Below are 7,924 nucleotides of genomic sequence, written 5' to 3' on the forward strand. Positions count from 1 at the left end.
AGTGGTTCCACCTGTTCCCATACCGAACACAGTAGTTAAGCACTCATACGCCGAAAGTACTTGTCTGGAGACGGACTGGGAGGATAGGGCGTTGCCAGTTAAGCGAAGCACCCGCAAGGGTGCTTTTTTCGTGTTTGTTGTTAGCGCATAGTGGTGAAGAGTGATATCCGGTTACTACGGCGCTCCTTTCAGTAACTATGCGCAATTTGCCATCTAGTCGAAGTATAACGGCTGACTCTTTGGGGGAACTGCAGGACTCGAAAGGGGTAACTCTTTGACAAGCTGGTAAAACAGCTCATCAAGAGTTACCCCTTTTAAGTCATATGATTATGTTAGCTTTAGTCTTCGATAACCGTTTCCAGAGCGATCTTGATCATATCGTTGAAAGTGGTCTGACGTTCCTCAGCCGTGCAAGCTTCACCGGTCAGGAGATGGTCGCTGACGGTGAAGAGAGCCAGTGCCTGAACGTGGGCTTCAGCAGCGATCGTGTAGAGAGCAGCGGCTTCCATTTCCACAGCAAGCACGCCGTATCTGCGCAATTTTTCGCTGTCAATATCATCATCATAGAAGCGGTCAGCGGAAAGAATATTACCTACCGTAGCCCGGAGGTTTAACTTCTTCGTATTGGCTACAGCTTTGGACAGCAGGTCGAAATTAGCCAGCGGTGCATAAGTAACTGTGCCTTTGAAGATATTATTGATCAGAGAGGAGTCAGTGCTAGCGCCCTGAGCGATGAGTACATCGCGGAGCTTCACATCGGGATGCATACCACCGCAGGTACCTACGCGAATCAGTTTTTTGCAGCCAAAGCTGTGAATCAGTTCGTGCGTGTAGATAGAGATGGAAGGCATACCCATGCCGGTACCCTGTACGGAAACTGGCACACCTTTATATTTGCCCGTGAAGCCTAAGATATTGCGTATAGAGGTGTACTGTTTTACATCATCCAGAAAGTTTTCTGCAATGAATTTTGCCCGCAGAGGATCGCCAGGGAGCAGAATGCGTTCTGCTACATCGCCTTTTTCTGCACCAATGTGAGGAGTTGCCATGTTTAATTCCTTCTTTCCGTAAAATAAATTCTGAAAAGTATAAAACTATAATGTTATTATAAGAAAAAATACTAAATAAGAAAAGGTCATTTGTCCAAAAAAGTAAGAGAAAATATCTGTTTATAAATAAATGGGAATTAGATTTTGATTAGAAATATGGGCGGTGCCTTGACACTAGTGAAAAAATCGGTTACGCTATGGTAAGTTATTTTATAGGGAGGTAATTATAATAATGAAGAAAACAGCTTTTGCTTTGGCTGCTGTTATGTTAGCTGGTACTGCTACTGTTATGGCTGCCCCAATCAATCAGATGGCAAGACATGAAACGGCCATTGGCGTGGGCTCAAAAGATGCTTATATCGAGCATAAGGTTACGGGTAAGGCTACCGTAGGTTTTGCCTATGCTAATCGCGATGAATATAATGATCAGAAGGATGCCTATCTGCAGTATGATGTAGTAGGTTCTGAGGTTAAAGTTATCGGTGGTTATCGTTGGGACATGGGCGGTGAAAAGAACAATGCTTTTGGCGGTGTAGCATTGAGCACGCCAAAGGTAATGGGTTTTGACGCATATGCTTCTTATATCGCTGGTAGAGATTTTAACGAAACTCAGGTCGGCATCAACAAGGATATCCTGTTCAACGTTGGTCTCAATGTGAATTACCATAACTTCAAGCCCCGTCATGGTGGTCATCATGAAAATGGCGTTGGCGTTGGCGTAACGGTTAAATTTTAATTGAAATTAAACCTATCTTGTGGTAAACTACTGTTTGTTGATATGTAATTGTGTAAATGCGTTGATGAAGAGAGTAACCTCTGGAAGAAATCTTTAGCGAGCCGGGTCAGGTGCAAGCCGGTAGAAAGTATTGAGAGGTGAAAATCACTTTGGAGCAGCGGGCTGAAAGCAGTAGTAAGCTTCGCCGGTATTCCCCGTTACGGAATAGCGTATGATGGTACGTGAAAAATAGGTGGTTTATAAATGTAGGTTAATTGTACCTGCATCCTGTTTTCAGGATGCAGGTTTTTGTTTTTTAGAGGAGGAGTTCGTTTGTACAGCAAGGTAGACACCAACTTGAACTTCGTGGACAGAGAAAAGGAAGTTCTGAAATTCTGGAAGGAAAACAACATTGCCCAGAAGGCTATTGACCAGCGTGAAGGCTGCGATACGTTCACGTTCTATGATGGCCCGCCAACGGCTAACGGCAAGCCCCATATCGGTCACGTGCTGACGCGCGTCATCAAGGATATGCTGCCCCGTTACCAGTCCATGAAGGGCAAGAAGGTCCTGCGCAAGGCTGGCTGGGATACCCATGGTCTGCCGGTGGAGCTCGAAGTGGAAAAGCTCGTAGGCATCAACGGCAAGGAACAGATTGAAGAATACGGCATCGAGCCATTCATCAAGAAGTGCCGCGAATCCGTTTGGAAATACAAAGGCATGTGGGAAGAGTTCTCCGATGTGGTCGGCTTCTGGGCTGATATGGAGCATCCCTACATCACTTATGAGAATGACTTCATCGAATCCGAATGGTGGGCACTCAAGGAAATCTGGAACAAGGGCCTGCTCTACAAGGGCCATAAGGTCGTTCCTTACTGCCCCCGCTGCGGCACCCCGCTGTCTTCTCACGAAGTAGCACAGGGCTATAAGGACGTCAAAGAGCGTTCCGCCATGGTCAAGTTCAAGGTCAAGGACGAAGACGCTTACTTCCTGGCCTGGACGACGACGCCCTGGACGCTGCCCTCCAACCTGGGTCTCTGCGTGAACCCGGAAGTTGACTATGTGAAAATCAAGGTGGACGGCACCGTTTACTACATGGCGGAAGCTCTTGTGGAATCCGTCTTTGAAGGCGTGGAAGGGGAACGTGAAGTTCTTGCCAAATTCAAGGGCAAAGATTTGGAACATCGTGAATACGAGCCGCTCTATGATTTCGCCGTGGGCAAAATCAAGAAAAAGGCCTTCTTCGTGGTCTGCGATGATTATGTAACCACTTCCGATGGTACGGGCATCGTTCATCTGGCTCCGGCCTTCGGTGAGGACGATAACCGCGTCTGCCGCAAGTACGATATGCCGTTCGTGCAGTTCGTCAACAACAAGGGCGAAATGACTGAGGAAACCGACTGGGCTGGCGTATTCGTCAAGGACGCTGACCCGCTGATCATCGACGACCTCAAGAAGAGCGGCAAGCTCTTCAAGGCGCCGAAGTTCGAGCACAGCTATCCGCACTGCTGGCGCTGCGACACGCCGCTCATCTACTATGCCCGGGAAACCTGGTTCATCAAGATGACGGACGTCAAGGACAAGCTCATTGCCAACAACAACAAGGTCAACTGGATTCCGAAATCCATCGGCGAAGGCCGTTTCGGTGATTGGCTCGAACATGTGCAGGATTGGGGCCTGTCCCGTAACCGTTACTGGGGCACGCCGCTGCCGGTTTGGGAATGCGAATGCGGCCATCAGCACACGATTGGTTCCATCGCTGAACTCAAGGAAATGTCCGATAACTGCCCGGACGAAATCGAGCTGCACCGTCCGTATATCGATGCGGTTACGATCAAGTGCCCGGAATGCGGCAAGGAAATGCACCGCGTGCCGGAAGTTATCGACTGCTGGTTCGACTCCGGTTCCATGCCTTTTGCGCAGTGGCATTATCCGTTTGAGAATAAGGACATCTTCGAGAAGCGCTTCCCGGCAGATTTCATCTCCGAAGCTGTTGACCAGACCCGTGGTTGGTTCTACTCTCTGATTGCCATCTCCACGCTGCTCTTTGACGAAGCTCCGTACAAGAACGTCATCGTACTGGGTCATGTCCAGGATAAGGATGGCCGCAAGATGAGCAAATCCAAGGGCAACGCCGTTGACCCCATGGAGGCTCTGGGCCAGCATGGTGCCGATGCCATCCGTTGGTACTTCTACGAGAACAGCGCTCCCTGGCTGCCGAATCGTTTCCATGATGATGCCGTACAGGAAGGCCAGCGCAAGTTCATGGGTACCCTCTGGAATACGTATGCCTTCTTCGTGCTCTATGCCAATATCGACAACTTCGATGCAACGAAGTACACCTTGGACTACGACAAGCTGCCGGTTATGGATAAATGGGTGCTGAGTCGACTCAACACCATGGTCAAGGAAGTGGACAGCGACCTGGCTAACTACAAGGTTACGGAAGCTGCCAAGGCATTGCAGGCCTTCACGGACGAACTGTCCAACTGGTATGTGCGTCGCAGCCGTGCCCGCTTCTGGGCCAAGGGCATGGAGCAGGATAAGATCAATGCTTATATGACGCTCTATACGGCTCTTGTGACCACGGCCAAGGCTGCTGCTCCGCTGGTACCGTTCATCACCGAATCCATCTATCGCAACCTCGTCTGCAGCATCGACAAGAATGCACCGGAATCCGTACATCTGGCAGACTACCCTGTTGCCAACGAGGCTTGGATTGATGAAGAACTCGAAAAGAACATGGAGCTGGTTCTCGAAATCGTTGTGCTGGGTCGTGCGTCCCGCAATGAGACCAACATCAAGAACCGCCAGCCGGTGGCGCATATGTATGTCAATGCTGACCGCGAACTCTCCGATTTCTTCAAGGAAATCGTGGAGGATGAGCTCAATGTCAAGGAAGTTGTCTTCAAGGACGACATGGAAGAGTATCTGACCTACAGCTTCAAGCCGAATTTCCGCGTATTGGGGCCGAAGGTAGGCAAGCGGATCGGTGCTGTCAAAGGTGCCCTCGAAAAACTCAACGGTCATAAGGCCAAGGCTGAACTCGATTCCACGGGCAAGCTCGTCGTAGCTCTGCCGGATGGGGAAGTGACGCTGACCACCGAAGATGTGGAAGTTTCCATGGCCCAGACCGAAGGCTTCAACTGCCAGCGCTATAACGGCGTGACCATTGCCCTGGATACTACGCTGACGGAAGAACTGCTCGAAGAAGGTTTCGTCCGTGAAGTCATCAGCAAGGTACAGACCATGCGCAAGGAAAACGGTTTTGAAGTCACTGACCATATCAAGGTCAGCCTCTCCGGCAACGAGAAACTGCAGGCCATCGTGGCAAAGAATGAGGATTACCTCAAGGAAATCACGCTGGCTGATTCCGTAGAATATGGAAAACTTTCCGGAACCGAGAAGGAATGGAACATTAACGGCGAGAATATTACAATAGCGGTAGAATGAGCCATGAAACATCTGGAACATGAACATGAGCATGAACATACTCATGTGCTGGCAGATGGCACCGTTGTAACCCACAGCCATGGAGCAGGGCACGGCCATACCCATAGCCATGCCCATACCAAGGCGGTGCTGAACCGCATGTCCCGCCTGATTGGCCATCTGGAGTCTATCAAGACCATGGTGGAACAGGGCCGGGACTGCAGTGAGGTGCTGATTCAGCTCTCCGCGGTGAAAAGCGCCATCAATGGTGTCAGCAAGATTATTTTAAAGGATCATATGGAGCACTGCATTGTGGATGCGGTGCGGGATAATGATCAGGAAGCATTGGAACAACTGAATAAGGCGATTGACCAATTTATCAAGTAAGCAGGAAGGCCATAGGTGTATAAGAAGGGAAGCGGGCTTATGGATCAGTTAGAAATCAAAGAGATTCTGTGTGATGCTGGTGTCGATTATGGCAAAGGATTGGAACGGTTTATGGGGAATGTGGCACTTTACCACAAATTCCTGGGGAAATTCCTCGATGACACTTCGTTTTCTCAGTTTCAGGCCGATTTTACCGCAGGCGATATGGAAAAAGCCGGCAAGAGCGTTCATACCCTGAAAGGCACAGCCGGAAACCTCAGTCTCATGCGTCTTTATACTGCTGCGGATGAAACGGTGCAAGCAATCCGGGCTGGCAAGAGCCCAGTAGAGATTGAGCCGCTGGCCAGGCAGGTGGAAAAGGTCTATACCGAAAACTGCGAGGCCATCCGGAAGGTGATTGGTTGATATTTGCCCAAGAGGGACTGCATGATGGCAGCCCCTCTCTTTTCTTGCCAAAAGAGGTCAATTTTTATATAATTGTATGAGATAAACAGAAAGGAAGCGGATAGAATGGCAGCAGATAAAGACAAAGATAAAGTAGGACGGATTACCGAAGAGGACAGCAAGAAGACGGCCCTGGCCAATGCCCTCAAGAAAATCGAGAAGGACTTTGGCAAGGGTTCCATCATGCGTCTGGGCGATGCCCGTGCCCAGATGAATGTGGCGGTTATTCCGACAGGTATCCTGCCTATCGATATAGCCTTAGGCACCGGCGGTATTCCCCGCGGTCGTATCATTGAAATCTATGGCCCGGAATCTTCTGGTAAGACCACGGTAACCCTGCATATGATTGCCGAAGCCCAGAAGCATGGCGGTATTGCAGCCTTCATCGACGCGGAGCATGCCCTTGATCCGGTGTATGCGCAGAAGCTCGGTGTCGATATTGATGAGCTGCTGATTTCTCAGCCGGATACTGGTGAACAGGCCCTCGATATCGTGGATGCTCTTGTACGCAGCGGTGCTATCGACATAATCGTCGTGGACTCCGTAGCAGCCCTCGTACCGAAGGCCGAAATCGATGGCGAGATGGGCGACAGCCATGTGGGACTTCATGCCCGCCTCATGAGCCAGGCCATGAGAAAGCTCACGGGTGTCATCAATAAATCCCAAACGGTCGCCATCTTCATCAACCAGATTCGTGAGAAGGTCGGCGTGACTTATGGCAACCCCGAGGTTACCACCGGTGGCCGCGCTCTGAAGTTCTATTCCTCTGTGCGCATGGAAGTGCGCAAGGGCGAAAAGATTACCCAGGGTTCCGATGTGGTTGGCAACCGCACGAAAGTCAAGATTGTGAAGAACAAGATTGCGCCTCCCTTCAAGACGGCTGAATTCGACATCTTGTATGGCGAAGGTGTTTCCCGTCTGGGCACGCTGATTGACATGGGTGTGGAACTGGATATCGTGGACAAGAGCGGTGCCTGGTTCTCCTATGAAGGTACCCGCTTAGGCCAGGGCAAGGAAAAGGCCAAGGTGACGCTGGAAGAGAATCCGGCCATGATTGACGAGATCGAAGCCAAGATCCGGGCTAAGCTGGCTACGGATAACGAGGCTTTGGAAAAAGCTGCACCCACGGATGCCAGTGACGAACCCCTTGAGGACTAATCCATGTGGGGAAACAGCCGTTATGGGCAGCCCAAGCGCAAGCCTGTAAAGCCTGCGCTGGTCACTGCCGTGGATTTGCTGGCCCGGCAGGAGTACAGCGAAAACCGCCTGTATGAAAAGCTTATGGACAAGGGCTATGAGGAAGAGGAAGTGGCTGCCGCCATTGCCCGGCTGCAGGAAAAGCATTACCTGAATGATGCCGAATCCTGTCCGCGGCGGTTTCATTATCTCTATACCGATAGCAGTTATTCTGTACGGCAGATTTGCGAGAAGCTCAAGCAGAAGGGCTATCCGTCCTCGCTGGTCAGGTCCTGCATTCCCGAAGACCGGGAGGCGGTCGGCGAGCGCGAATATGAAAAAGCGCTGCGGGTGCTGGAGAGCAAGTACAAGCGCAGCCAGGACAAGCAGAAACTCATGGCAGCCCTGTTTCGCAGAGGCTATCAGAGCTCGGCTATCTACCGGGCTGTAAATGAATTTTTGAGCGACAATGACGAATAACGAATAGGGTTTACATCGAGATATAAAAACGCCCGCCCGGCTGGGGATAACTTTCCTTCGCTTTGCTAAAAAGCGCCAAACGCTACGGAAAGCCATCCCCAGTCGGGCGGGCTTAGTTTTGTCTTTTAATTGCAGTTTGTTGACGAGTTCGTGCTGAAGGTATCTCGTTCATACGCTGTCGGGGTTCACGGGGGAGTGCTTTTTCTGTTTCCGCTAAACGACCCTCCCTGTAAGGTTAGAG

At 50.5% G+C, this 7,924-nt stretch carries 7 protein-coding genes and 1 rRNA gene; 7 read left to right on the top strand and 1 reads right to left on the bottom strand.

Annotation, left to right across the window (positions count from 1 at the left end; translation table 11 throughout):
- Positions 1-100, top strand: a 5S ribosomal RNA gene (gene rrf / locus BUB68_RS00005); the annotation flags it as partial.
- 238 nt (positions 101-338) lie between these two features.
- Here rrf and deoD read toward each other — a convergent pair.
- The gene (gene deoD / locus BUB68_RS00010) at positions 339-1,049 is read right to left on the bottom strand and encodes a purine-nucleoside phosphorylase (RefSeq protein ID WP_073087798.1); all 711 of its coding nucleotides are present in this window, start codon (positions 1,047-1,049) and stop codon (positions 339-341) included.
- 232 nt (positions 1,050-1,281) lie between these two features.
- Between deoD and BUB68_RS00015 the strand changes: the two genes are divergently transcribed.
- The 6 genes from BUB68_RS00015 to BUB68_RS00040 all read left to right on the top strand — a co-directional run bounded on the left by BUB68_RS00015 (position 1,282) and on the right by BUB68_RS00040 (position 7,683).
- Positions 1,282-1,785 (top strand): hypothetical protein, encoded by a 504-nt coding sequence (locus BUB68_RS00015; protein WP_073087799.1) that lies wholly within the window; start codon positions 1,282-1,284, stop codon positions 1,783-1,785.
- Between the two features lie 312 nt (positions 1,786-2,097).
- On the top strand, positions 2,098-5,217 hold the full coding sequence (gene ileS / locus BUB68_RS00020) for an isoleucine--tRNA ligase (protein WP_073087800.1): 3,120 nt from the start codon (positions 2,098-2,100) through the stop codon (positions 5,215-5,217).
- A gap of 3 nt (positions 5,218-5,220) precedes the next feature.
- Positions 5,221-5,583: a metal-sensing transcriptional repressor gene (locus BUB68_RS00025; RefSeq protein ID WP_073087801.1), complete on the top strand. Its 363-nt coding sequence runs from the start codon at positions 5,221-5,223 to the stop codon at positions 5,581-5,583.
- A 39-nt stretch (positions 5,584-5,622) separates the two neighbouring features.
- Entirely contained in the window at positions 5,623-5,988 is a 366-nt protein-coding gene (locus BUB68_RS00030) for an Hpt domain-containing protein (RefSeq protein ID WP_256625434.1), read from the top strand.
- 105 nt (positions 5,989-6,093) lie between these two features.
- Complete coding sequence (gene recA, locus BUB68_RS00035; RefSeq protein ID WP_073087802.1) at positions 6,094-7,185, top strand: recombinase RecA; 1,092 nt, start codon at positions 6,094-6,096, stop codon at positions 7,183-7,185.
- Positions 7,186-7,188: 3 nt separating this feature from the next.
- Positions 7,189-7,683 (top strand): regulatory protein RecX, encoded by a 495-nt coding sequence (locus BUB68_RS00040; protein ID WP_073087803.1) that lies wholly within the window; start codon positions 7,189-7,191, stop codon positions 7,681-7,683.
- The last annotated feature ends 241 nt before the right edge of the window (positions 7,684-7,924 follow it).

Source organism: Pseudoselenomonas ruminantium (assembly GCF_900142515.1).
GTDB lineage: Bacteria > Bacillota > Negativicutes > Selenomonadales > Selenomonadaceae > Selenomonas_A > Selenomonas_A ruminantium_D.

Coding starts and splice junctions, on each gene's coding strand:
- deoD (WP_073087798.1), bottom strand. CDS start 1,049: ATGGCAACTCCTCACATTGGTGCAGAAAAAGGCGATGTAGCAGAACGC.
- BUB68_RS00015 (WP_073087799.1), top strand. CDS start 1,282: ATGAAGAAAACAGCTTTTGCTTTGGCTGCTGTTATGTTAGCTGGTACT.
- BUB68_RS00025 (WP_073087801.1), top strand. CDS start 5,221: ATGAAACATCTGGAACATGAACATGAGCATGAACATACTCATGTGCTG.
- BUB68_RS00030 (WP_256625434.1), top strand. CDS start 5,623: ATGGATCAGTTAGAAATCAAAGAGATTCTGTGTGATGCTGGTGTCGAT.
- recA (WP_073087802.1), top strand. CDS start 6,094: ATGGCAGCAGATAAAGACAAAGATAAAGTAGGACGGATTACCGAAGAG.
- BUB68_RS00040 (WP_073087803.1), top strand. CDS start 7,189: ATGTGGGGAAACAGCCGTTATGGGCAGCCCAAGCGCAAGCCTGTAAAG.